This is a genomic window from Pseudarthrobacter sp. WHRI 8279 (assembly GCF_040224115.2).
GTDB lineage: Bacteria > Actinomycetota > Actinomycetes > Actinomycetales > Micrococcaceae > Arthrobacter.
The window spans coordinates 822,856-846,637 of record NZ_CP168162.1 but is presented as its reverse complement, the minus strand read 5'-3'; the positions used below and the strand labels follow the sequence as shown (position 1 = coordinate 846,637).

General features: G+C 67.7%; 16 protein-coding genes. 5 read left to right on the top strand and 11 right to left on the bottom strand.

All coding sequences use genetic code 11. The annotated features are described in order from the left end of the window. Window positions 1-12 precede the first annotated feature (12 nt). The 4 genes from ABRP28_RS03755 to ABRP28_RS03740 are packed head-to-tail and all read right to left on the bottom strand — an operon-like array spanning window position 13 to window position 5,492. Window positions 13-738: a thymidine kinase gene (locus ABRP28_RS03755; RefSeq protein WP_350002239.1), complete on the bottom strand. Its 726-nt coding sequence runs from the start codon at window positions 736-738 to the stop codon at window positions 13-15. Continuing rightward, window positions 731-2,023 carry a nucleotide pyrophosphatase/phosphodiesterase family protein gene (locus tag ABRP28_RS03750; protein WP_350002238.1) on the bottom strand — a complete coding sequence of 431 codons (1,293 nt, stop codon included), beginning with the start codon at window positions 2,021-2,023 and terminating at the stop codon, window positions 731-733. Before ABRP28_RS03750 ends, ABRP28_RS03755 begins: the two co-directional genes overlap by 8 nt. A 1-nt stretch (window position 2,024) precedes the next feature. Next, window positions 2,025-2,765: a DUF5998 family protein gene (locus ABRP28_RS03745; RefSeq protein ID WP_350002237.1), complete on the bottom strand. Its 741-nt coding sequence runs from the start codon at window positions 2,763-2,765 to the stop codon at window positions 2,025-2,027. A gap of 42 nt (window positions 2,766-2,807) precedes the next feature. Further along, window positions 2,808-5,492 carry a GNAT family N-acetyltransferase gene (locus ABRP28_RS03740; RefSeq protein ID WP_350002236.1) on the bottom strand — a complete coding sequence of 895 codons (2,685 nt, stop codon included), beginning with the start codon at window positions 5,490-5,492 and terminating at the stop codon, window positions 2,808-2,810. An 89-nt stretch (window positions 5,493-5,581) separates the two neighbouring features. Here ABRP28_RS03740 and ABRP28_RS03735 point away from each other — a divergent pair, with 89 nt between their 5' ends. Then, entirely contained in the window at window positions 5,582-8,098 is a 2,517-nt protein-coding gene (locus ABRP28_RS03735; RefSeq protein ID WP_350002235.1) for a DNA topoisomerase IV subunit A, read from the top strand. Window positions 8,099-8,118: 20 nt separating this feature from the next. After that, window positions 8,119-8,637, top strand: coding sequence for a DinB family protein (locus ABRP28_RS03730; protein WP_350002234.1), 519 nt, complete (start codon window positions 8,119-8,121; stop codon window positions 8,635-8,637). Here ABRP28_RS03730 and cydD read toward each other — a convergent pair. From cydD to ABRP28_RS03715, 3 genes are read right to left on the bottom strand one after another with little or no spacing between them, the layout of a single operon-like run. Next, the gene (cydD, locus tag ABRP28_RS03725) at window positions 8,619-12,215 is read right to left on the bottom strand and encodes a thiol reductant ABC exporter subunit CydD (RefSeq protein ID WP_350002233.1); all 3,597 of its coding nucleotides are present in this window, start codon (window positions 12,213-12,215) and stop codon (window positions 8,619-8,621) included. The two genes, ABRP28_RS03730 and cydD, sit on opposite strands and share 19 nt — an antisense overlap. A 1-nt stretch (window position 12,216) precedes the next feature. Further along, entirely contained in the window at window positions 12,217-13,266 is a 1,050-nt protein-coding gene (gene cydB / locus ABRP28_RS03720) for a cytochrome d ubiquinol oxidase subunit II (protein ID WP_350002232.1), read from the bottom strand. 32 nt (window positions 13,267-13,298) lie between these two features. Further along, complete coding sequence (locus ABRP28_RS03715) at window positions 13,299-14,903, bottom strand: cytochrome ubiquinol oxidase subunit I (RefSeq protein ID WP_350002392.1); 1,605 nt, start codon at window positions 14,901-14,903, stop codon at window positions 13,299-13,301. Window positions 14,904-15,175: 272 nt separating this feature from the next. On the opposite strand from ABRP28_RS03715, the gene ABRP28_RS03710 reads away from it, so the two are divergent. Beyond that, window positions 15,176-15,562: a BlaI/MecI/CopY family transcriptional regulator gene (locus ABRP28_RS03710; RefSeq protein WP_013600699.1), complete on the top strand. Its 387-nt coding sequence runs from the start codon at window positions 15,176-15,178 to the stop codon at window positions 15,560-15,562. A gap of 6 nt (window positions 15,563-15,568) precedes the next feature. Further along, window positions 15,569-16,561 carry a M56 family metallopeptidase gene (locus tag ABRP28_RS03705; protein ID WP_350002231.1) on the top strand — a complete coding sequence of 331 codons (993 nt, stop codon included), beginning with the start codon at window positions 15,569-15,571 and terminating at the stop codon, window positions 16,559-16,561. Between the two features lie 80 nt (window positions 16,562-16,641). Here ABRP28_RS03705 and ABRP28_RS03700 read toward each other — a convergent pair whose 3' ends face one another. Further along, complete coding sequence (locus ABRP28_RS03700; protein ID WP_350002230.1) at window positions 16,642-18,750, bottom strand: DNA topoisomerase IV subunit B; 2,109 nt, start codon at window positions 18,748-18,750, stop codon at window positions 16,642-16,644. Window positions 18,751-19,006: 256 nt separating this feature from the next. On the opposite strand from ABRP28_RS03700, the gene ABRP28_RS03695 reads away from it, so the two are divergent. After that, entirely contained in the window at window positions 19,007-19,228 is a 222-nt protein-coding gene (locus ABRP28_RS03695; RefSeq protein ID WP_013600696.1) for a hypothetical protein, read from the top strand. A 203-nt stretch (window positions 19,229-19,431) separates the two neighbouring features. Here the strand turns inward: ABRP28_RS03695 and ABRP28_RS03690 are convergent, their stop codons facing one another. The 3 genes from ABRP28_RS03690 to ABRP28_RS03680 form a co-directional block, all read right to left on the bottom strand. Further along, window positions 19,432-20,736 carry an RNA polymerase sigma factor gene (locus ABRP28_RS03690; RefSeq protein WP_350002229.1) on the bottom strand — a complete coding sequence of 435 codons (1,305 nt, stop codon included), beginning with the start codon at window positions 20,734-20,736 and terminating at the stop codon, window positions 19,432-19,434. 303 nt (window positions 20,737-21,039) lie between these two features. Beyond that, the gene (locus ABRP28_RS03685) at window positions 21,040-22,311 is read right to left on the bottom strand and encodes a DUF4192 family protein (protein WP_350002228.1); all 1,272 of its coding nucleotides are present in this window, start codon (window positions 22,309-22,311) and stop codon (window positions 21,040-21,042) included. Window positions 22,312-22,403: 92 nt separating this feature from the next. Then, complete coding sequence (locus tag ABRP28_RS03680) at window positions 22,404-23,750, bottom strand: MFS transporter (RefSeq protein ID WP_350002227.1); 1,347 nt, start codon at window positions 23,748-23,750, stop codon at window positions 22,404-22,406. Window positions 23,751-23,782 lie beyond the last annotated feature (32 nt).

The following is a 23,782-nucleotide window of genomic DNA, read 5'->3' as shown; positions in this document are numbered from 1 at the left end:
CGGAACCGGGCCTTAGGCGTCGGCGCCGTTACCGCCGGTGCCGCGCCAGAGGCAGGCGTCCACCTCGAACGGCAGCAGCTGGTCCTGTTCGGCCATAAGGTTGGCGCCGTGCGCCGTAACGCGGCGCATGAAGTGGCGGCGACACAGTGTCTCGTATCCCACAACGGGGATGTAACCTGCCGCCGTGGCAGCCGGTCCGTCAACTGCCATGTCCACGTCCCCCACCACAACCTGCGCACCCTCGGTAACCATCACGCCGTCCACCGTGCGCGCATTGTGCGTTGCCCGGCGGCCGCACCAGCACAGGGCCTCCACCTGCAGGACCTGCACCCGGTCCGCGAGTTCGATCAGGCGCTGGGAGCCGGGGAACAGCCGGGTCCGGAAGTCAGCGGTGATGCCAAAGGCAAAGACGTCCACATCGATTTCGTCCACGACCTTCGCCAGCTGCTCCACCTGCTCAGGCGTGTAGAACTGCGCTTCATCGCAGATCAGGTAGTCCACGCGCTGGCCCTGGGTGCGCCGCCGCATGACTTCCTCCCAGAAGTCCGTCCCGTCCACCACTTCCACGGCGTCAGTTTCCAGTCCAAGGCGGCTGGAGATACGGGACTCCCCTGCGCGGTCGTTGCGGCTGAAGCGGACGCCGCCCCGGCCCCGGACCCGGTGGTTGTGGTCCATTTGCAGCGCGAGCGTGGACTTTCCGCAGTCCATGGTGCCGGAGAAGAAAACGAGCTCAGCCACGGCGGCCGCTCCTGCCCTCAGCGGTGAAACACAGCAGCGGAACCTCCCGCTCAGCCTTGGTCAGCGATCCGTGCTGGCCCACGACTTCCATTGCGGCGGGCCGGACACGCCTCGTGTCGTAGAGGGCCAGCTCGTCCCGGGCCGCGATCATCACGTCTCCAATCCGCCCCTCGACAGCGGGCCGGACCGGACCGAAAAGGCCCCCGGCGATGGCCTCGCCCCTGGTGAAAGCCCAGATGCGGTTGCCGAAGCGGGCGCGCCAGGCCGCGAGGAGCCGGTCCCTGGCACCGGGATCGGCCGCGTTTTCCAGGTACAGATGCACCATCCGAGGTTCGCCCGCGGTGTGCCGGACTCCTTCCACCAGCTGCGGATCCGCCGAGAAGTCGATGCGCTGCTGCTCGGGCACGTCGAGCATGCCGTGGTCCGCCGTCAGCAGGATGCTGGTGCCCGCCGGCAGGGACGCATTCAGCCGCTTCATCACGGCGTCCAGCTCCTCCAGCTGGTGTTCCCACTCCTGCGACTGGCAGCCGTACCGGTGCCCGGCCTTATCCAGCTCGTTGAGGTAGAAGTACATCAGGCCGGGACCCGGCGCGGCCAGGGCCTCGGCGGCGGCAGCGGTCCGCGCGTGGGACGTGGTGGCGGGCAGGAACGTGCCTCCGCGGAGGGCGGCGCGGGTCATGGGCGAGTCCCCGAACTGGGGAAGGCTGACGGTGGTCACTGCGGCCTGGTCGGCGGCGCGCTCCAAAACTGTGGGGAACGGCTGCCAGGCCAGGGGGTCAACGCCAGGGTCCCAGTTGCCAAGGAGGTTGACCACCTTGTCCTGTTCCGGATCCAGCACGTCGTAGCCCACCATGCCGTGCTGGCCCGGGGGCAGTCCGGTGCCGAAACTGGCCAGGGCGGCGGCGGTGGTGGAGGGGAACGCCGAGTCAAGCCATACGGGCACAGCGCCCTGGCCGGCCTGGATGACGGACCGAAGGAACGGCGTGTGGGCCGATTTCTGCTTCAGGAGGTTCCGGCCAAGACCGTCTGCGACGACGACGCACACGCGGGACGCGGCGGGAAGGCCAAGGGTGTTGGTGAACCCGTCCAGGCCAAGGCTGGCTGCGGCGCTGGACAGCACGTCCGCCACGGACCGCCGTCCATAGGCGGGAGCGGGCGGCAGGTCAGGCGCCTGTCCTGGCTGGTTGGCGGAGGCGCCGGCAGGGACAGCCGCGTCGCTGGAAGGGGCTGGTGTGAGGCTGCCGGCAGGTGGGACGTTGCTGCTTGTTCGTCGTTCGTCCGGCATCTCAGCGCTGCTGGTGCCCGCGGCTGAGCCGGTTGCCGAACACGCCGGAACGCGGCCGGGCCGGGAGTGACTGGATGTGCGGCGCCGGAGCAGCGGAGCCCGTGTTAACGGCGCGCAGTGCGCGGGCAAAAAGCTTGGCGTCCTGGACAGCTTGCAGTCCGTCCGCTTCAGCGCTGATCCGCAGGACGATGTCTTCCTGGGCAATGGTGCCGGTGTACCCGTGGTCCGCCTCGCACTGAGGATCCCCGCAGCTGGCTGGGCCCATGTCCAGCCGCTGGCCGCCGGACCATGCTATGGACAGCGTCACTTCGCGGACCGGGTCTGAGGGCTTGTAGTCCTGCGGCTGGGTGTACATGTAGCTGAGGACCACGGAGCGGATCTGCGCCACGGGCACGGACTCGGTGGAGATCTGGGCCACGATCTGTTCTCCGGCCTCATCCAACTGCTGGTCGTCCACGTGGGTGATGACCAGCATGTCAGCGGTCAGCACCAGCACGGTGATGTGGCGGCGCACCTCGGCGCGGTCGAAGTGGGTTTCCAGGTGCACCAGGTGGGCGACGCACTCGCGGCCGTCCAGTGCGTCGTCCACCACGTCAGCCACCAGGCGGGGGTAGAAACCCGCTTTCTGGAGCGCACCGTCCAGGCTTTGGCCCTCGGCGCTGTGGCTGTGTGAGCTGTGGCGGACTGCCTGGTTTTCATTGCCGGGCGTTTCGGGCGCCGACGCGGGAGGCTGTGAGCTCATTACCCCATTTTCACAGATCGGCCCTCCACATTGCTAACCGCGTCAGCCCAGCATGGCCCGGCGGGCGCTGTCGGTGCGCTGGGCTGCGTTGCCGATCCGGACATCCGCGGCCAGGATCACCGCCCCGGACACGCCGCACAGCACCGGGTTGAATTCCACCAGCGCAATCTCAGGATGGCTGTCCTTGAGCCAGGCGAGCCTGCCGGCCAGGTCCTCAAGGGCGGCTACGTCCACTGCCGGCAGGCCCTGGTAGCCGAACAGCTTCCGGGCTGCCCGCGGCCCGCGGATGAAGTCGTGCACGTCTGCGGCGGACAGCGGCGGCACCCGGTGCGCCCAGTCGTCCAGCAGGTTGACCGCATCCCCGGCCAGGCCGAAAGAGATGACCGGCCCAAGGAGCGGGTCCTCAATGGCCCGGAAGGTACAGGCCTGCCCCACCGGCGCCATGCTCTGCACTTCCAGCGCCGGGTCACCGTAGCGGGACAGGGTCCGCCGCATCTGCAGCACGTTCAGGCGCAACGACTCGGCGTCCTGGATGTCCAGGCGGACTCCCCCGAGGTCCAGCCGGTGGCGCAGCGAGGGGTCGGTGGTTTTCAGCGCCACCGGCCAGCCCAGCATGTCCGCCGCTTCAACGGCCTGGTCCGGGGTGTCGAAGCCAACGGAAGGCAGCACCGAGATGCCGTAGTGGCCCAGCAGGGAGCGCGTGGCCGCCGGGTCCAGCTGCTTGAGCTGCTCCCCTTTCACGTCACGGAGGAGGCCCTCCAGTTCAGCCCGCGCGCGCTGCGGATCGCAGCCTTCGGGCTCAACGAAGTGCCCGTGGTCGCGCGAGACCCACTCGGAGTACCGCACTACGGCCGCGAGCGCGGCCACAGCAGCGCCTGGGTTGGAGAAACAGGGAACGGTTTGCTCCGCGGACCCCACCATGCCCTCCACATAGATGGAGGGATCCAGGATTCCGGTGAAAGCGGCCACCACCGGCTTTCCGGACTTCACCGAACATTCGGCAAGCACTTCTGCAAGGTTGTCCACCGTGAGCCCGCGGGCCGGAAGCAGCGCGGCAACGGCCCCATGGACGGCATCGGACTCCAGGGCGGCGAGCAGGGACGAACGCAGGGCGGGAAGGGCGACTGACTGGCCGGCGTCGAGGTCCACTCCTGTCACCAGCCGGGCGACGCTGAGCCCATGCGACGAGGCGCTGTCTGCCACCACCTTCCCCAGGGCCTGGGAGTTGCTGAAGATGGCCAGCCCGGGCCCGGCGGGCAGCGGCTGGTTGGACACCACCTGCGCCACGTCCACAAGCTGCTCTATGGTCTCCACCCGGATGACGCCGGACTGGCGGAGCATCGCGTCAAGCGCTCCCGCAGGCGCCTGGGTGGTGCGCACGGCGTGGCCGGGCGGGAGCCGCAGCCCCATGGCATCGGACTTGGCCACAATGACCGGCTTGATGCGCGCCAGCCGCCGTGCCAGCCGGGAAAATTTACGCGGGTTGCCGATCGATTCCAGGTAGAGGCCCACGGCGGAGGTGTCGGCGTCGTCCTCCCAGTACTGCATCATGTCGTTGCCCGACACGTCCGCGCGGTTTCCGGCGGAGAGGAAGGTGGACAGGCCCAGCCGGCGCCGGCTGGAAGCGGCATAGAGGGAGACGCCGATGGCCGCTGACTGGGAGAACAACCCCAGCCCGCCGCGCAGCGGCAGTGCGGGCGCCATCGAGGCGTTGAGCGACACGGCGGGGTGCGTGTTCACGATCCCCAGGGACGCCGGTCCGATCACCCGCATCCCGTTGGCGCGTGCCTGCCGCACCAGGTCGCGCTGCCGCACCAGGCCGCGTTCGCCGTCGTCCGCGAAACCTGCCGAAGCGATCACCAGGCCCTTCACCCCTGCCGCTGCGCAGTCAGCCACGACGGCGGGCACTTCCTCGTAGGGAACGGCGACGACGGCCAGCTGCACGGGTTCCGGAACCTCCGAGAGCTTGCCGTAGGAGATCATGCCGGCCAGTTCCAATGCCTCGGGATTGATGGCATACACGGGCCCGTGGAAGCCGGCTTCGATAATGTGCTCCAGCAGCTGGTAGCCGACGGTCCCCCACTTGCGGCTCGCGCCGATCACGGCAATGGACGACGGCGTCAGCAGGTCCCGGACGCTCCTCGCCTCCGCGCGGTGTTCGCGGGATTCCATCACGGCCCGTGATTTCTCGGTGGGGTCGATGTTGAACTCCAGGCTGACCACGCCGTCGTCGAAATGCCGTTTTACGTCATAGCCGGCGTCTGAAAAGACCATCAGCATCTTGCGGTTTTCCGGCAGGACCTCGGCGCTGAAGCGGCGGATCCCGTTCTCATGGGCGGCAGCGGCAAGATGTTCGAGCAGGATGGAGCCGATTCCCCTCCCCTGGTGCGAATCGGCGATGTTGAACGCCACTTCGGCTTCCGTGGGGTCGTCCAGCCGGTCATACCGGCCAATCCCCACGATCTCACCGCCGATGGTGATGACGAACGCAACCCGGTCCCGGTAGTCCACCTCCGTGAACCGCTTGAGCTCCTTGCTGGAAAGCTTGGCCTTGAAGGCAAAGAAGCGCATGTAGATTGAATTCTGCGACTGCCCCATGTGGAATTTCTGGACGGCGTCCGCGTCCGCGGGGTGGATGGGCCGCAAATGGGCCGTTCCACCATCCCGCAGCACGACATCGGCTTCCCAATGTTCCGGATATTCGCCGTCCACGGGCTGTTCCACCATAGGCTTAGCCTAGCCAAAAACTCCCCCGGCACCGCCGCTTGCGCCCAACAAACCCATTGCACAGCTCTGCAGAAGGATTCACCAACCCCATGGCCCGCCGCCAAAGCTCAGCCCCGCCCGAAGACACCACCCCCTACACGGAAAACATCGTGGACATCGATGTCACTTCCGAAATGGAAGGTTCCTTCCTGGAGTACGCCTATTCGGTGATCTACTCCCGGGCGCTTCCGGACGCGCGCGACGGGCTCAAGCCGGTGCAGCGGCGCATCCTCTACATGATGAGCGACATGGGCCTGCGCCCGGACCGCGGCCACGTCAAAAGTGCCCGCGTGGTGGGCGAGGTCATGGGCAAGCTGCACCCGCACGGCGACACCGCCATCTACGACGCCATGGTGCGCATGGCGCAGGACTTCTCGCTGCGGCTGCCCCTGATTGACGGGCACGGCAACTTCGGATCGCTCGACGACGGCCCCGCGGCCCCCCGGTACACGGAAGCGCGGCTCGCGGCGGCTGCCCTGACGCTCACCAACCACCTCGACGAAGACGTGGTGGACTTCGTCCCCAACTATGACAACCAGCTCACCCAGCCGGACGTCCTTCCGGCCGCGTTCCCCAACCTGCTGGTCAACGGGGCCACCGGCATCGCCGTCGGCATGGCCACCAACATGGCCCCGCACAACCTGGTGGAAGTCATCTCCGCCGCGCGGCACCTGATTGCCCACCCGGACGCCACCCTGGATGACATCATGCGGTTCGTGCCGGGCCCGGACCTGCCCAGCGGGGGGCGGATCGTAGGGCTGGACGGCATCCGCGACGCCTACGCCACGGGACGTGGATCGTTCAAGACCCGGGCCAAGGTTGAGGTGGAACAGCTGTCCGCACGGCGGACCGGCCTGGTGGTCACCGAACTCCCCTACATGGTGGGCCCGGAGAAGGTCATCGAGAAGATCAAGGACGCCGTCAACGCCAAGAAGCTGACCGGCATCAGCGACATCGTGGACCTGACGGACCGCAAGCACGGCCTGCGGCTGGTCATTGAGCTCAAGAACGGCTTCAACCCGAACGCCGTCCTCCAGCAGCTGTACCGCTACTCGCCGATGGAGGACTCCTTCGGCATCAACAACGTCACCCTGGTGGACGGCCAGCCCCAGACCCTGGGCCTGGTGCAGCTGCTGTCTGTCTACGTCAACCACAGGATCGACGTTGTCCGCCGCCGGACGGTGTTCCGGCTGGGCAAGAAGAAGGACCGCCTCCACCTGGTGGAGGGCCTCCTCATCGCCATCGTGGATATCGACGAGGTCATCCAGATCATCCGCTCCTCCGATGAGGCGGCAGCGGCACGGGCCCGGCTGATGTCCATCTACGACCTCTCGGAAATCCAGGCGAACTACATCCTGGAACTCCGGCTGCGCCAGCTGACGAAGTACTCCCGGATCGAGCTGGAGAAGGAGCAGGACGAGCTGCGCCGCGAGATCGCGGAGCTCGAGGCGATCCTGGGCTCCGAGGAGCGGCTCCGGACCCTGGTGTCCGACGAACTGGGCGAGATTGCCGAGGAGCATGGAACTCCGCGGCGCACCGTCCTGCTGGAATCCGAAGCCGTGGCACCCACCGTGGCTGCCGATCTTGCCCTGGCGGCGGGGAAGAAGGGCAAGGCGGCGCCGCTCGCCCTGGAAATCGCCGACGATCCGTGCTGGGCCATCCTGACCACCTCGGGGCAGGTGGCCCGCACCAGCAACCAGGAGCCGCTGGCGGAGGCGGGCCCCCGGGCAAAACACGATGTGTTCACTTCCGTGGTCAAAACCTCGGCGCGCGGCGAGATCGCGGCGGTCACCTCGCTGGGGCGGATGCTGCGCCTCCAGGTGATGGACATGCCGGTGCTGCCGCCCATGTCCGGACTGCCCAACCTCGCAGGCGGGGTTCCGGCCAAGGACTTCCTTACCCTGCTCAAGGGGGAAACCCTGGTGGCGTTTGTGCCGCTTGACGAAGTGCTGGCCATCGGCACCTCCCAGGGCGTGGTGAAGCGGGTGCAGCCTGACTACCCCCTGAACCGGGAGGACTGGGAGGTCATAGCCCTCAAGGACAAGGACTTCGTGGTCAACGTGGTGCCGGCGGGAGCTGATGATGCCGAGCTGGTGTTCGTGACCAGCCAGGCCCAGCTGCTGAAGTACGGAGCGGCCAGCGTTCGCCCGCAGGGCCGTACGGCCGGCGGCATGGCGGGAATCAAGCTGGCGGCCGGTGACCGGGTGCTGTTCTTCGGCGCGGTCCAGCCCCAGGACGAGGCCGCAGTGGTGGTAACCATCGCCGGGACAACAGGCGCCCTTCCCGGGACTGCCCCGGGAACGGCGAAGGTCACGGCGTTCTCCGAGTACCCCGTCAAGGGACGCGCAACCGCCGGCGTGCGGGCACACCGCTTCCTGAAGGGCGAGGACACACTGCTGCTGGCCTGGGCGGGGCACGGCCCGGCCAAGGCAGCCTCAGCCGCCGGGGTTGCACGGTCCCTGCCGCAGGAGCATGGCCGGCGGGACGGCTCCGGCGTCCCGTTGTCGCAGCCGGTGGACGTGGTGGGTCCCGCCATGGCATGGCCCGATCCCGCGCAGAGCGACTGATCGGGCCCTAGACTGCTTGCATGCCTATCGTGCCTGATGAGAAGGACTGGACCTGGGTCCTGACCCGCCCCTGCCCGGAGTGCTCGTTCGACGCCGGAACGGTGACACCCTCCACCGTTCCGGGCAGCATCGAAAACATGCTGCCCCGCTGGCGTGCCGTGCTGCGCAGGCCGGACGTGGCGGAACGGCCCAACGAGGACACCTGGTCTCCGCTGGAGTATGCCTGCCATGTCCGGGATGTCTTCAGCCTTTTTGACCGGCGCCTGAACCTCATGCTCGATTCGGATGATGCACGTTTCGAGAACTGGGACCAGGACCAGACGGCCATCGACAAGGACTACGCCAACGCGGATCCGGCGGTTGTCAGCGCGGAGCTGACGGCTGAGGGAAAGCAGGCGGCTGAATCCTTCGCCGGGGTCCGCGAATCAGAGTGGGGGCGGAAGGGGCTGCGCAGCAACGGTTCGGAGTTCACCGTCCTGACGCTGGCCCAGTACTTCCTGCACGACGTTGTCCACCACCTTCACGACGTGGACGGCTGACCACCTTCAGCCACCACGGCATACGCCGGTGCTTCGGCCCGTCCGGTGCCCGCGGCGTTCCCGGAACCGGCCAGCACCAGCCGCGCATCCTCCGGGAGGATGTCAGCCGGGTTGTGGGTCACCAGCACCACCGTCCGGCCGGCGAGCCCCGCGCGCAGGTCGGCCAGCATGGCCTCTGCCGATTCAGCATCCAGGTGCGCTGTCGGCTCATCCAGCAGGATCACCTCCGCGCCTGTCATCAACGTGCGCGCCACCGCCAGGCGCTGGCGCTCTCCCCCGCTCAGGAACGCTCCGCCCGGCCCGATCCTGGTGTCCAGGCCGGCCGGCAGGCGCTCCACCAGGCCTGCCAGTCCCACAGAAGCCAGCGCGTCCAGCAGTTCGCCGTCCCCCGCCGGGCCGTTCGCGGGGGGCCTGCCCAGCAGCAGGTTGCCGCGGATGGTCGAGTCGAAAAGGTGGGCTTCCTGCGGACACCATGCGGCCCGGCCGGTCACACGGGCGCTACCCTCCGCGGCAGGCAGGAAGCCCAGCAGCACCGAGAGCAGGGTGGACTTTCCGGAACCCGATGGCCCGGTGACAGCCAGCCACCGGCCGGGTTCCGCAACGGCGCTGAGCCCTGAAAACACCGGGGCACCGCCGGGCCAGGCCACGGCCAGGTCAACAAGTTCGACGCCGGGAGCACCGTTGCGCCGGGCCGGCACCTTGTGCAGGCCGTCATCCGGGGCGCCTTCCGCGGCGGCGTCCAGGGCGCCGGAGGCCGCCACGCGGCGCATGACTGTCCGAAGCGCCGGGAACTGGCGCACCGCCGTCGTCATGGCTGCGTAGGGTTCCACCAGCGCGAGGAGCAGCAGCACCACCACCGCAGCCGTCGCCGGGGCAATCCGGCCTTCGAGCACGGCGGGAGCAGCCAGCCAGGCGGCTGCGAACGCCGCCGCGCAGCAGGAGGCTGTGGTGACTGCGTGCCCCAGGCCGTCGGCCCAGGCTGACCGCTGGGACGCCCGGGTGGCGCTGCGGTCCTGGGAGCGCAGTCCGGCCAGCACCGGAGCCGCAACACCGTTGGCATGCAGTTCCGCGCGGGCATCCAGGGCTGCCGAAATCCGGTGCAGGACCCCGGACCTGAGGACCTGCTCGGCACTGGCGGATTTCCGGTCGGCCCGCAGCGCCACCGCAGGAGCCAGGAACAGGCTCACTGCCGCGGCGGCGAGCACGGCCGGGAATGCATCCGGCACCAGCAGCCAGGTGGTGGCCAGGGCCAGCGCGGACACCGCGAGCGCGGTGACCGGAGGCAGCACAACGCGGGGCAGGAGGTCGCGGACTGTATCGACGTCGTCAATGACCGTCCCCAGGACGTTGCCGCCCTGGAGCAGGCGGCGGAGCGCAAGGGCCCTGCGGCTCAAGGATTCCCAGAGGCGTCCCCGAAGGCGGGTGAGGGCGGCAAACACTGCGTCGTGGAGCAGGAGCCGCTCGCAGTAGCGCAGCACGGCCCGCCCGATCCCGAAGAACCGCACGCCGACAATGGCCGTCAGCAGGTACAGGATGGGCGGCTGCTCGCTGGCACGGATGATCAGCCAGCCGGACAGTCCGGACAGCGCGACGGCGAAGACGGCCGCCAGGGTGCCCACGGCGGCAGCGGCCGTGAACTTGCCGCGGACCGGCGCCAGGAGCGCTGCGAGGAGCCTGGCTGCCGGCTGCCGGTCTCCGGACGCGCCGGGGGCACCGGCAATGGTGCCGGAGGCCGGGGCAGTACCGGAGGCCGGAGCCGTTCCGGGGGCCGGAGCAGTTCCGGGGGCCGGGGCAGTTCCGGGGGCCGGGGCAGTTCCGAAGCCGTGCCCGGCCTGCTTCGGGCCCGCAGCCGCGCCGCCAGGGGACGCTTCAGCGCCGGGCGCAATCCCTGCGGCGGCAGCGTGCACCATGGCCCGCAAGCCTGGTTCCCCTGCCCGGACAGGCCCTGTCCGGACAGGCTCGGGGTGGACAGCCTCCGCGTGGGCAGCCACGGGCACCAGGTGGTCGGCCAGGTTGCGGGTGCGCCCGTTGTGCGCCACCAGGATGACGGTGACGCGTCCGCGAAGGTGGCGGATCGCGTCCTCAACCACCATGGCCGAGGCATCGTCCAGGTGGGCTGTGGGTTCATCGAGCAGCAGGACCGTGGCCCCGGCCTCAATACGGGCAAGCCCCCTGGCGAGTGCCACCCTCCGCAGTTCGCCGGGGCTCAGCTCCGCGGGGTGCTGGTGGGCCAGGTGGCCGGCGGCGGCGCGGGCCAGGCATGCGCGGGCTGCGGCTTCCATCCCGGCGTGGCCGCGGGAGCCCTCGATATCCCCGGTAAGGTACAGCAGCACCTCGCCCAGGACGGTTTCCGCGAGCATCACCGGATGCTGCGGCACCCAGGCCAGCGCATCGCGGTCAAGGCCCTGGATGGTGCCGGTGACGGTGGTGCCGGCTCCGTCCCCAATGGTTCCCGCGAGCACGCCCAGGACCGTGCTTTTTCCTGCGCCGCTGGCTCCGTCCAAGGCAGTGATCCTGCCTTGCGGCGCGGTGAAGGTAAGGGGGCCGACGGCGGGGCCGGACCGTTCGCTGTAGTCAACGGCCAGGTTTGTGACGGTAACCGGGGCGCCGGGCCGTCCCGCCCTCGCAGCGGCCAGCGGCCGGGGTTCGGGGGCTTCGGTGACTGCGGTGGTTTCCGCGAGGGCCACCCGCCCGTCGTCGCTGGCGTGGTGGGCGGTGCCCAGTTCACGCAGCGGGAGATAGCAGTCCGGGGCGAGGATAAGTGCCAGCAGGCCTGACTCAAGCGGCATGTCCCCGTGCACCAGCCGCACGCCGATGAATACCGCCACAACGGCGACGGAGATCGTGGCGATCAGTTCCAGTGCCAGCGCTGAGAGGAAAGCGGTGCGCAGGGTTCCCATGGTGCGGGTGCGGTATTCCTCGGAAATCTCCTCGAGGGCCTTCCGCTGGGCCGTGGCCCGTCCGAGCCCCACCAGGACCGGCAGGCCTTTTGCCAGCTCCAGCATGTGGGCGGACAGCCTGCCCAGGGCAGCCTGCGCTTCACGGACGTTGTCTTCGGTGTACCGGCCGATGAGCACCATAAAGAGCGGCACCAGCGGTACCGTCAGGACAATCACCACCGCGCTGACCCAGTCCGCGAAGAGGATACGTGCTCCCAGCAGCAGCGGGATGGCCGCGCAGTTCACCAGTGCGGGGAGGAACTGGGTGTAGTAGTTGTCCAGTGCGTCCAGTCCACGGGTTGCCAGGACGGCGAGCCCGCCGTCGGCAGGGCCGGTTCCCCTGGCACCGTTGCGCAGCGCCCGTTCTAGCAGCCCGGCCCGCAGTTCCTCCTTGATGCCAAGGGCGGCCCGCCGGGCAGCAACGGCCTGGCCCCAGACCGTCAGGGACCGCAGGACCGCTCCGGCCAGCCCCAGGGCAACCTGGCCTGCCCAGTCCGGGTCCCCCGCCACCAGTCCGGCCAGCACCGAGGCGACGGCCTGGCCCATGAGGACCAGTGACAGGGCTTTCAGCGCTGCCAGCAGTCCCAGCAGGTAGATGGCGGAGCGGGTGGCCGGGCCGGGAGGGAAACTTGGCCGCATGTCAGCCCTTCGTTGTGAAAGCCCTGGCGGCGATGGCCGGCAGGAAGCTGTGGGCCTCCGGGATGTGCGCTGCACTGACGCGGCGGCGGAACACCCAGTAGGTCCAGGCCTGGTAGGCGATGACAAGGGGAAGCCCGAAGGCCGCCACCACGCTCATGAGCCCCAGGGTGTAGTCCGAGGAGGAGGCGTTGGAAACGGTGAGGTCAAAGGCCTCGTTGAGGGTGGACGGCAGAACCACCGGGAACACCGCGGCAAAAATCGACGCCGATCCCAGGGCCAGGAACGCTCCAAGGGCGGAAAAGGCCTTGCCCTCCGCTCCCCTGCGGCCCCACACCCAGGCTGCGGCAGCGGCGGCAACAGCCAGCAGGACAAGGGCCCAGGTCCAGGGCTTGCCGTCCAGGAACTGGATGCTGAGCGCCCAGGCCGCGATGGGCAGGAGCAGGGAGGGAAGCAGGCGCACGAACCAGGCCCGTGCCCGGTGCCGCACGTCGCCGTCGGTCTTCAGTGCCAGGAAAGCCAGGGCATGGAGCAGCGAAAAGCCCACGACGGCGAGGCCGCCGAGCACGGCGTATCCGCTGAACCACGCGAGCGGGCCTCCCTCGCGGTCGCCATTGGCGTTCAAAGGCAGGCCTGTGGTGGTAAGCGCCAGCGCTGCACCCACGCCGAAGGCCGCGAAGAAGGATCCCAGCGCAATGGCCCAGTCCCAGCGGGCACGCCACTGGTCGGTGTCCACCTTGCCCCGGTACTCGAAGGCAACCGCCCGGAAAATCAGGGCAACAAGCACCACCAGCAGCGGCAGGTAAAGGGCCGAAAACAGGGAGGCGTACCAGAGCGGGAATGCGGCGAACGTGGCGCCGCCGGCCGTCAGGAGCCAGACCTCGTTCCCGTCCCAGACGGGACCGATGGTGTTGAGCAGGACACGGCGCTCGGTGTTGTTGCGGGCGAAAAGCTTCATGAGCATTCCGACGCCGAGGTCGAAGCCCTCCAGGAAGAGGTACCCGGTCCACAGCACCGCAATGGCAATGAACCAGACGGTTGGCAGCAGTTCCATTTCTTTGTTTCCTCTGCTTTTTCGTGCGCGGCTTAGTAGGCGAAGGCCAGGACGTCGTCGCCGGGTTTGCCGCCGCCGGGGCCACCGGATCCGGGGGTGGCGTCCTCGTTTTCGTCGGCCGGCGCATGGACCAGCTCCGGCATGGCGGAGACCACTCCACCGCGGATGTACTTCACCAGCAGCTTGACCTCAACCACCAGCAGGACTGCGTAGACCGCCGTCAGGGTGACCAGCGAGGCCAGCAGCTCTCCCGCAGTGACCCCCGGTGAAACGGCGGCGGCGGTGAACATGAACACCTGGTCGATGCCGCTGGGATCGGGGTTGGGGGCCACCACGAACGGCTGGCGGCCCATCTCGGTGAAGATCCAGCCGGCCGCGTTGGCCCCGAACGGCGCCAGGATGCCGAACACGGCGAGCCGCATGAGCCACCGGGATTCGGGAACGGTCCCCTTCCGGGTGATCCACAGCGCCACGAGGGCTGCCAGGGCGGCGAGTCCGCCGAAGCCGATCATCATTCGGAAGCCCCAGTAGGTGACCTCCATGACGGGAAGGTAATCAATTTCCTGGTCGGCGCGTTCGCCGTAGATGGGGTTGTCCGGCAGGTGGGTCCCGTAGGCCTCCTTGTACTGGGGCAGGAGGCTGTTGACGCCCTGGACTTCGGTGGTGAAGTCGCCCTTCGCCAGGTAGGAGAGGATGCCCGGTACTTCGATCAGGGCAACGATGTCATCGCAGTCCTGTGAACCGAGGTTGCCGATGCTCAGGACGGAGAAGCCGGTGCCGTCATGGCAGGCGGCTTCCGCTGCGGCCATCTTCATGGGCTGCTGTTCGAACATCAGTTTGCCCTGGAGGTCCCCGGTGAGGGCGGTGCCGGCGAAGGAAATCATGGCCACCACTGCGCCGATGCGCAGGGACCGGAGCCAGACTTTGTGGTCGTCGCGGTCGCGGCCGGGAATATCCTCCGCTTCCCCCGGGATCACCTTGCCGTCGGCACCCACCGTGTCGACGCCGTCGCGCCGCCTCCGCCAAAGGTGGTACCAGGCGATGCCCAGCAGGAAGCCGCCGGCCACTGCGAGGGCGCCGAAGAGGGTGTGCGGAACTGCGACAAGTGCGGTGTTGTTGGTGAAGACGGCCCACGCATCGGTCATGACCGGCCGGCCGTCGATCATCTCCACGCCCACCGGGTGCTGCATCCAGCTATTGGCGACGATGATGAAGTAGGCCGAGAAGACTGACCCGATTACTGCGATCCACAGGCACGCCAGGTGGATGCCGGGCTTGAGCTGCTTCCAGCCGAAGATCCACAGGCCCAGGAAGGTGGATTCGACGAAGAACGCCAGCAGCGCTTCCAGGGCAAGGGGCGCACCGAAGACGTCGCCCACGAACCGGCTGTATTCGCTCCAGGCCATGCCGAACTGGAACTCCTGGACGATGCCCGTGGCCACGCCCATGATGAAGTTGATGAGGAACAGCTTTCCCCAGAACTTGGTCATCCGCAGGTATTCGGGGTTGCCCGTGCGGTGCCAGGCGGTCTGGATGACCGCGACAACCAGGCCAAGGCCAATGGTCAGTGGGACCATCATGAAGTGGTAAACGGTGGTGATACCGAATTGCCAGCGTGCGATTTCCAGCGCGTCCATAGCGTCCAAGGCGGTCCCTCGTGTCGGCGGATGCGGATCTTCTACGTTTTGTAGAACTCCAACTTCTACCGAGTGTAGAACAACGTCGGCAGCGGTGTAAAAACCAGCTTCCACTCCCCCGCCACGCCAGGCAAGGGCGGCATCGCGCCACGTGTTCTACCCAACGTAGAAAGTCGCGGGAAAACCGGGTAAATTGGAGGTTGTAGTTCAAACAATGCATGCAGTCACCGCCGCACGGGCGGCGGTGGCGCGGGGAACAAAGGAAAAGTGCAATGGCTAGTCTTGGTGAACTGGAACGGGCAGTGATGGATCTGCTCTGGGCGGGCCAGGAAGCAGCCACAGCCAACACCCTGCGGGACAGGCTCGCGCAGACCTCCGCAGGGCAGGGCGGCGCGGCCGGCCACGAGGGCAAGGAACTTGCCGTGACCACCGTGCTCACCGTGTTGTCCCGGCTGGAGAAGAAGGGCCTGGTGGAGCGCGAACGCGGCACCCGTCCGCACCGCTACCAGGCTGTTTCGAGCCGCGAGGACCACACCGCCGAGCTGATGCACGAGGTACTGGGCTCGGCTCCGGACCGCGAGGCAGTGTTGGCCCGCTTTATCGGGTCCGTGTCCGAGGGCGAAGCCGAGACTCTGCGCAAACTGCTTGGCCACCTCTAGCGGACCATGTTCTGGGCCTCGTACCTGCTGGCGGTCCTTGCGATAGTCCTGGCGTGGCCGGTGCCTGTCCTCCTCTCACGGGCGCAGTGGCCCGCCCGCTCACCGTTCACTGCCATGATTTTGTGGCAGGCGATAGCGCTGGCCGGCGGGCTGTCCATGATCGGCGCGATGCTGGTGTACGGCCTGGAGCCGATCGGGGACAACCTGATCGCAGGCCTGCGGGCGCTGGCGGGCATGGTGCTGTACAACGCCCCCACCACGGCTCTGGGTTTCTGGCATATTTTCGCCCTGTCCGCGGCGGCGCTGCTCACCGCCCACCTGGTGTTCACGCTCCTGCTGACCTATTACAAGATTGAGCGCCAGCGGCGGCGGCACCGCGAACTGCTGTCCCTGCTGGCCTCGCCGTCCGCTGAGGGCACGGGAACTCTGGTCATCAGCCACAACTCCCCCGTGGCGTATTGCCTTCCCGGCGGCGCCCGTTCCGTGACTGTCCTTTCGGATGGCCTGATGGCGGCCCTTGAGCCGGCAGAACTCCGTGCGGTCCTGATTCATGAGAACGCCCACCTGAGCCAGCGCCACCACCTGCTGCTGTGGGCCTTCGCCGCCTGGCGGCAGGCATTGCCCTGGCTGCCAACCACCCGCCTCGCCCAGGAATCCGTGAACTCGCTGATCGAGATGCTGGCCGACGACGTCGCGCTTAAGACTGAAAGCAAGGCCACGCTGATCAAGGCCATCGCCATTGTGGCCAGCGGCTCGGCCGGGAACACCGGCGGCGCCGAGCTCCGGCAGGAGGTTTCCAGCCTGGCGCTCTCCGGACTTGACGCCGCCGCCGGCACGTCCGGCGCGGACTCCGCCCGGACCACCGCCTCACGGGTCAGCAGGCTGCTCTCGCCCCGGCCCGAACTGCCGGCGCCGGTCCGCAGCATGGTTATGGCGGGATCCGTGCTCCTTCTGGCGCTGCCCACCGCCCTGCTCGTGGTGCCCGGCCTGCTGGGCTGAGTACCGCCGTCGTCCTCCCCCTGCGGCGCCGACGCCCATGCCGGCGCCCGCGCCGACACCTGTCCTGGCGCCTGCGGCCGTCAGGCGTCGATGCGCTCCCGGTCCAGGCTTGAGGCGCCCGCAATGATGAAGTCCTTGCGCGGGGAAACGTCCGAGCCCATCAGGAGGTCGAAGATCTCCTCCGCCTGCTTGGCGTTCTCGATGCCCACCTTCCGCAGCGTCCGGTGGCGGGGATCCATGGTGGTCTCTGCAAGCTGCTCCGCGTCCATCTCGCCCAGGCCCTTGTAGCGCTGGATGGGCTCTTTGTACCGCTTGCCCTCCTTCGCCAGCCGGCCCAGCAGGACGTGGAGTTCCGCCTCGGAGTAGGTGTAGATCATTTCGTTGGCCTTCTGGCCCGCGTTGATGACCTCCACCCGGTGCAGCGGCGGGACTGCGGCGAAGACGCGGCCCTCCTCGATCATGGGCCGCATGTAGCGGAAGAAGAGGGTGAGCAGCAGGGTGCGGATGTGCGCGCCGTCGACGTCGGCATCAGTCATTAGGATGACCTTGCCGTAGCGGGCGGCCGCGAGGTCGAAGCTGCGGCCCGATCCCGCCCCCACCACCTGGATCAGGGCGGCGCACTCGGCGTTGGAGAGCATGTCCCCCACGGACGCCTTCTGAACATTGAGGATCTTCCCGCGGATGGGCAGCAGTGCCTGGAAGTCGGAGGACCTGGCCAGCTTGGCGGTTCCGAGCGCCGAGTCGCCTTCCACGATGAACAGTTCGGAACGTCCGACGTCGTCCGTGCGGCAGTCGGCCAGCTTGGTGGGCATGGAGGAGGTTTCCAGGGCGTTCTTGCGCCGTTGGGTTTCCTTGTGCACGCGGGCCGAGATGCGGGACTTCATCTCGCTGACGATTTTTTCAAGCAGCAGGGCGGACTGGGCCTTGTCGTTGCGGTTCGCGGAGCTGATCTTGGCGCTGATCTCGCGCTCCACCACCTTGGCCACGATGGCGCGGACGGCCGATGTGCCCAGGATTTCCTTGGTCTGGCCTTCGAACTGCGGCTCGGCCAGCCGTACCGTCAGGACAGCGGTCAGGCCGGCGAAAATGTCGTCCTTTTCGATCTTGTCGTTGCCGGCCTTGAGCTTGCGGGCATTGGTTTCCACCGCTTTGCGGAAGGTCTTGACCAGGGCCTGCTCAAATCCGGACTGGTGGGTTCCGCCCTTGGGCGTGGAGATGATGTTGACGAAACTGCGGACCGTGCTGTCATAACCGATCCCCCAGCGCAGCGCGACGTCCACCTCACAGTCCCGCTCCACCTCGGCAAGCTGGCTGTGCCCGCGCTCGTCCAGGACGGGAACCGTCTCCTTGAACTTTCCGGAGCCGTGCAGCCGCCACACATCGGTGACTGCCGGATCGGCGGCGAGGAACTCGACGAATTCCGAGATGCCGCCGTCGTGGTGGAACACCTCTTCGTGGGCTCCCGCCTCGCCGGGAGTTCCCGGGACCCTCCGCTCGTCCCGCACCGTCAGCTTGAGGCCGGGAACCAGGAAGGAGGTCTGCCGGGCGCGGGCGGCCAGTTCCTCGTAGGAGAACTTCGCATCCGGGGTGAAAATCTGCCGGTCGGCCCAGTAGCGGATCCGGGTACCCGTGACGCCGCGCTTGGCCTTGCCCACGACGTCGAGGACCGAGTCGTCAACGAACGGGGTGAAGGGTGCGGCGGGATCCGTTTTGGAGCCGGTGTCCTTGAAGCGCCCGGGTTCGCCGCGGCGGAAGGACATCTTGTAGGTTTTCCCGCCCCGGTCCACTTCGACGTCCAGGCGGGAGGACAAGGCATTGACCACGGACGCGCCCACGCCGTGCAAACCGCCTGAGGCCGTGTAGGAGCCGCCGCCGAACTTGCCGCCGGCGTGCAGCTTGGTGAAGACCACCTCGACGCCCGTCAGGCCCGTCTTGGGTTCCTTGTCGATGGGAATGCCGCGGCCGTCGTCGTGGATCTCCACGGAGTTGTCCGAGTGCAGGATGATCTTGATGTCGTGGCCGAATCCGGCCAGCGCCTCGTCAACAGAGTTGTCGATGATTTCCCAGAGGCAGTGCATGAGGCCCCGGGAGTCGGTGGAACCGATGTACATGCCCGGGCGCTTGCGGACGGCCTCCAGGCCCTCCAGTACAGACAGGTGCCGGGCAGTGTAATCAGAACTTGGTGCCACTGGTGGTGAGCTCCTTCAGGGACGTAAGACAGCGGGCTGGGGTCGCTTCCTCTAGGGTAGTCGGCGCGGCGCCTGCGGTCCGGCTGCCACACCTTGAGGAGGGTGTGGACCGCGCCACGTCGGCGCCCCCTAACGCTGCTTGGACGTTCTTGAGCCAACATTGCGGATACGCGCACAGCGAACTTGCCCCATCCTTGCGATGGTTTTGTTACGAATGCTGGTTATATAGACGTACTGATCTACTAAGGAGGCCGACATGACAACAGCAGTGGCAGACCGCACACTCAATGCACTGGACCGGTGCGATCGTTGCGGAGCTCAGGCCTATGTCCGGGTTGTATTGGAGTCCTCCGGCGGTGAGCTGCTCTTCTGCGGCCACCACGCCCGTGCAGTCGAGGCGACTCTGAAGCCCTTGAGCTCCGACTGGCACGATGAGACGGGCAAGCTTCACGAGAAGGCAGCCGTAGAAATCGACTAGCTTCCCCCAAGCTGTTGGGACCCCACCGGAAGGTGGGGTCCCAATTCGTTTAAGCCCACTCCCTGGAGGACGGCCGCCTGGACCCAGCCAGGGGCACCTGTTCCTGCTCCGTACATCTCCCGGGAACGTAAAAGCGGCCTGCCCGCTGCCGCACCCGCGAAGGGCAGGCAGCCGGCAGGCCGCTTTTCCAGATGTTCTGGTTCTTAGTCGAGGTAGTCCCGGAGAACCTGCGACCGCGAGGGGTGGCGGAGCTTGGACATCGTCTTCGATTCGATCTGGCGGATGCGCTCACGCGTTACTCCGTAGACCTTGCCGATTTCGTCTAAAGTCTTCGGCTGTCCGTCGGTCAGGCCGAAGCGCATGGCCACAACCCCCGCTTCGCGTTCGGACAGGGTGTCCAGGACCGAGTGCAGCTGTTCCTGCAGGAGCGTGAAGCTCACGGCGTCCGCAGGCACGACGGCCTCGGAATCCTCGATGAGGTCCCCGAATTCGGAGTCGCCGTCCTCGCCAAGCGGCGTGTGCAGCGAGATGGGCTCACGGCCGTACTTCTGGACCTCGACAACCTTCTCGGGCGTCATGTCCAGCTCGAGCGCCAGCTCTTCGGGCGTGGGTTCGCGGCCCAGGTCCTGGAGCATCTGCCGCTGGACGCGGGCCAGCTTATTGATGACCTCGACCATGTGGACCGGGATACGGATAGTCCGGGCCTGGTCGGCCATGGCGCGGGTGATCGCCTGCCGGATCCACCAGGTGGCGTAGGTGGAGAACTTGAAGCCCTTGGTGTAGTCGAACTTCTCCACCGCACGGATGAGGCCCAGGTTGCCTTCCTGGATCAGGTCCAGGAACAGCATGCCGCGTCCGGTGTAGCGCTTGGCCAGCGAGACCACCAGGCGGAGGTTGGCTTCGAGGAGGTGGTTCTTGGCCCGCTTGCCGTCATGGATGATGAATTCAAGCTCGCGCTTGTACTTCGGATCCATGGAACCGTCGTCCGCGTTGATCTTCTCTTCGGCGAACAGCCCAGCTTCGATCCGGAGGGCAAGGTCCACTTCCTGCTCGGCGTTGAGCAGTGCCACCTTACCGATTTGCTTCAGGTAGTCCTTGACGGGGTCGGCCGTGGCTCCGGCGGACATGACCTGCTGGACGGGGGCGTCGTCGTCGTCAGCGTCCGAGTAGACAAAGCCCTTGCCTGAGCCGGCGACCGCCTTGGCGGGATCGGCCTCGGCGTCCTCCTCAATGACTTCAGGTCCTTCGAGGACGATGTCGTCGAGGTCTTCCTCGACTTCTTCTGCGTCGTCAGTGTCACCGGCAACGGACTTCGCAGCTGCTGCCTTCGCGCCGGGCTTGGGGCCGCGCTTCTTGGGCTCGGGCTTGCCGTCCGCTGCTGCCGCACCGGCCGACGCCTTGTTGGCTGCCCGCGTAGCCGCACGCTTGGCGTTGGTCGCCGCCTGCTTCTCCTCGGCGGACAGTTCGTCCTGGGCGGCGGGGTCCTTCTTCGTGGAAGACGGGGTCACAGAAAACCTTTCTAGCGGTGGTCTGTGGAATCACCATACGGGCAACACCACTATGACCCTGTCAAGTCCGTGGTGAAAACCAAGCGCCACCACGGCCTGCAGAGTCTGTTAAGACAACTGCCGGAGCCGCTGTTATGTTCCCCGGAGGGTTCACCAATGTGCGCTCAATACACGGACCCAACCGGGTCTCGGCCTCCATTGTCTCATGTTTTCCCCGAATCGGGCCTCCCCGTCATTCGCCCGCCCGCGGCGGACCCGCCGGTCCTGTCCCATCCGCCGCCGCCGGTATTCTTCCGGCGGCCGTCACGCCGCATCCGGGCCGAACTTCTGCCAGGCGGCTTCCCGGCGCGCCGCCCAGCCGCACAGTGTTCCGCGCCGGACAAGTTCCAGCAACAGTTCCGCGAGGCGGTATCCGGGTTCCGCTTCAAGGGCCTGCCGGAGATAAGCCGCCGAATAGGAGCCGCGTCCCCGGCACCAGGCAATCCAGCCCCTGCCCGTGAACGCTGCGGCCGCCGCCCGTCCGCCCGCTGCGGCAAGCTGCTCCAGGGCCAGGTCCAGGGCGTTGAGCCGGTCCCAGTCCGGGGCGGCCGGGGCAACGCCCATCAGGACGTCGCCATAGGCGGGTAGGCCCGCACCGGGCATTCCCTGCCCGCACAGTTCTTCCTGCCCCCACAGTTCTTCCTGCACTGCTCCGCCTTGCAGCCCGTCCGCGGATGCTCCGGCGCCCGGCAAGTGCTCCTGGGGCGCTACAGGGTCCAGGGGGCACCCGCCCCGGAAGAGCCCGCCCTGTCCGGCGCCGGCTTCGGCAGCCCGGACGCCTGCTGCCGCCATCATCAGCAGGGCATCCCGGTAAGCGGGGACCAGCAACGACGCCCGCAGGAATCCGTCGCGGTCCGCTTCAGGCACCCAGGCTTCCCCCTGGGGGCGGCTCAGCAATGCCCACCAGAGCCCGAGGACCGCATCGAACTGCGGCCTGCTTGCCCGGCGAAGGTCCAGTTGCGCGGACCACGCGGCTTCAGCCTCGCGGACGGCAGCGAGGTGGAGGCTTGAAACCGGAAGCACGGACGGCAGCTGCTCCTCCGGCTGCGGGCCAACGCTGCTTCCGCGGTACACCATCTCGGTGTTGAGCATGCTGTCACGGATTTGCTGGACGGGGCGGCCCGGCACCGGACAGCATGAAGCATCCATGCACCACGCCTCCCGCCAGAAATCCTCGCCGACGTACCAGGCTTCCCGGACCGGCATCCCAGCCCTTTCCAGCATGGAGTCCAGGCCGGCCAGCAGACCGTCATACCGGGACGGCGAGGACGCGTTGCCATTGCTGGTGAAGAACGCCAGCAATGTGCCGTCAGCCTCCTTGTCCGCCTCCAGGTAGCGCCGGACGGCCAGCAGGAATTGTGCCGGTGAGGCCAGGACTTCGCGTCCCGGCAGGTCCAGCCGCAGGGTGGCGCCAAGACTCTTGCCCTGCAGGGTCATGGCCACGAGGCTCTGCGCCGGCCAGTATCCCAGCGAGTGGGGAATGAAACCCAGGATGTCTTCCGGGCCGCGGACTGTGAGCCGTTCTGGAGGTGTCATGGCTCCAGCATTCGCGGACCAAGGCCCGCTTGACAGTGCGGGCCGCTGTTATGTGGAAACCGGCGCCTGCACCGGCCTGTGGAGGACCAGTGTCATTCGTCGGGGAGTGCGGACCCGCGCCGCCGGGCAAGGTTTTCGCGCCGCTGGCGGGCCAGCGCGCTGCGCAGCGGCGGAACAACCACGCCCTGGGCGGCCATCTGCCGCCGCACTTTGCGCCGGCAGACCAGCATGGCTGCCGCCCCGAACCCCAGCAGCAGGAATTGGACGCTCAGGGCGATGCGGAAGGGATCCAGGCCGTAGAGGACGCCCTGGGAGAAGCCGCTGGCAAACAGGATGTCCAGCACCAAGCCGATCAGGAAGATGGCAACAAGGGCGGCGATGAACCCGCCCACGTTGACGATTCCCGTGGCCGTACCGATCCGGTGCGCAGGGTTGAAGGTGCGCGCGAAGTCGAAGCCGATCATGGATCCCGGGCCGCCGACGGCCAGCACCACCACAAGGCCGGCCAGCATCCACAGAGGTGCGCGGCCGGGGGTCAGCAGGACGGCAGCCCACGCGGCGGCGGTTGCGCCGGCGATGAGCAGGACCATGGTGGAACGCCGCAGCGGGTGGCGGGAAACGAACCGGCCGATGAAGGGCCCCACCGCCATCGCTGCGGCGACGTAGAGGGCCATCAGGGCCGCAACCGTTCCGGCGTCCAGGCCCTGCCCGGAGAGCAGGAACGGGTAGCCCCAGGTCATGGCGAACACGGTGCCGCTGAACTGGATGGTGAAGTGGCTCCAGAGCCCGAGGCGCGTCCCCGGCTGGCGCCAGGCGCGGGCAAGCGACGATCCGGTGGCCCGCAGCCCCTGCTGGGCGTGCGGGCGCGCGGTTCCCGGCGGGACGTCCTGCAGCAGCACCAGAGTAAGGACGACAGCGAGGGCTGACATCCCGGCCAGCATGAGGAACGCCGGGGTCCAGCCGGCGAGATGCAGGACGAACGCAAAGGGTATGACGCTGAACAGCTGGCCGAGCTGGCCGGACATGCCGGTCAGCTGGGTTACCAGGGGTACCCGGGCGGGAGCGAACCAGAGCGGGATCAGGCGGATCACGGAGATGAACGTCATGGCGTCCCCGGCGCCCACCAGGACCCGGCCGGCCACTCCCCCGGGGATGCTGTCGGCGAAGGCGAGCTGGAGCTGGCCCAGGCCCATAAGTACTGCGCCGCCGGCGATCATTGCACGGGAGCCGAACCTGTCCACCAGCAGCCCCACGGGAATCTGGAGACCTGCGTAGACAAGGAGCTGAAGGACGGTGAAGAAGGAGATGGCTGACGCGCTGGCCTGGAAGCGCTCGGTGGCTTCCAGCCCCACCACGCCGAAGGACGTCCGCTGCGCCACGGCCACTAGGTACCCGAAGATTCCGATGGTCCAGATGATCCAGGCGCGGGGTGCAGTCACCACTTCATTATGCCGGGCGGACGCCGCAGGCT

Coding starts and splice junctions, on each gene's coding strand:
- ABRP28_RS03750 (WP_350002238.1), bottom strand. CDS start 2,023: ATGCCGGACGAACGACGAACAAGCAGCAACGTCCCACCTGCCGGCAGC.
- ABRP28_RS03745 (WP_350002237.1), bottom strand. CDS start 2,765: ATGAGCTCACAGCCTCCCGCGTCGGCGCCCGAAACGCCCGGCAATGAA.
- ABRP28_RS03740 (WP_350002236.1), bottom strand. CDS start 5,492: ATGGTGGAACAGCCCGTGGACGGCGAATATCCGGAACATTGGGAAGCC.
- ABRP28_RS03735 (WP_350002235.1), top strand. CDS start 5,582: ATGGCCCGCCGCCAAAGCTCAGCCCCGCCCGAAGACACCACCCCCTAC.
- ABRP28_RS03730 (WP_350002234.1), top strand. CDS start 8,119: ATGCCTATCGTGCCTGATGAGAAGGACTGGACCTGGGTCCTGACCCGC.
- cydD (WP_350002233.1), bottom strand. CDS start 12,215: ATGCGGCCAAGTTTCCCTCCCGGCCCGGCCACCCGCTCCGCCATCTAC.
- cydB (WP_350002232.1), bottom strand. CDS start 13,266: ATGGAACTGCTGCCAACCGTCTGGTTCATTGCCATTGCGGTGCTGTGG.
- ABRP28_RS03715 (WP_350002392.1), bottom strand. CDS start 14,903: ATGGACGCGCTGGAAATCGCACGCTGGCAATTCGGTATCACCACCGTT.
- ABRP28_RS03710 (WP_013600699.1), top strand. CDS start 15,176: ATGGCTAGTCTTGGTGAACTGGAACGGGCAGTGATGGATCTGCTCTGG.
- ABRP28_RS03705 (WP_350002231.1), top strand. CDS start 15,569: ATGTTCTGGGCCTCGTACCTGCTGGCGGTCCTTGCGATAGTCCTGGCG.
- ABRP28_RS03695 (WP_013600696.1), top strand. CDS start 19,007: ATGACAACAGCAGTGGCAGACCGCACACTCAATGCACTGGACCGGTGC.
- ABRP28_RS03685 (WP_350002228.1), bottom strand. CDS start 22,311: ATGACACCTCCAGAACGGCTCACAGTCCGCGGCCCGGAAGACATCCTG.